This window comes from Brevundimonas sp. CURTG3B2_SDJG (assembly GCF_057364705.1).
Map to the genome: position 1 here is coordinate 1 of NZ_JBNFOJ010000604.1, position 511 is coordinate 511.

Consider the following 511-nt stretch of genomic DNA (forward strand, 5'->3'; position numbering starts at 1 on the left):
GGGCGCGCCCGCGACCCAACCCCCGCGGCCGACCGGCTGACGCCAAGCGGCCCAACGGCGTCAGCGCAGAAGGCCGCGAACTCCTCGATCGCATCCTTGCCGCGGGTGACCGCCGCCGAGGCCATGTCGGTCGTGCGACCGTCCGCGGTCATGCGCAGCCAACCGTTGGCGACGAAGGCCCGGAAGAGGGGGTCTTCGCCCGAAATCTCACGGCTGGTGAAATAGGGCGGCTCGTCGTCCCCGGCTTCGGTGGTCCCGCCGACGACCTTGCGCTGGTCGCCCGAGACGAGGGTGATCCGGGACAGATTCGCCGGGCCGCCGGTGATCGAGGCGAAGATGCGGTCGCCGCCCTCTTCGCAGGTGAAGGCCAGCGGCTGATCGTCGGTGTTCGGCACCTCATAGGCCAGGATCGCCGAGCGGACCCGGTCCTCGTTGATGCGCACGTACCAGTCGTAGCCGTCGGTCGGGCGCGGAGCCGGGGCGGCCGCCTGCGCCGAGGCCGGCGCGGGGC

1 protein-coding gene is annotated in these 511 nt (G+C 72.4%); it reads right to left on the reverse strand.

The genetic code is table 11. The annotated features are described in order from the left end of the window. Positions 1-511, reverse strand: a 511-nt coding sequence (locus AC2W7C_RS18905; protein WP_486002712.1) for a hypothetical protein, incomplete at both ends; no start/stop codon positions are given.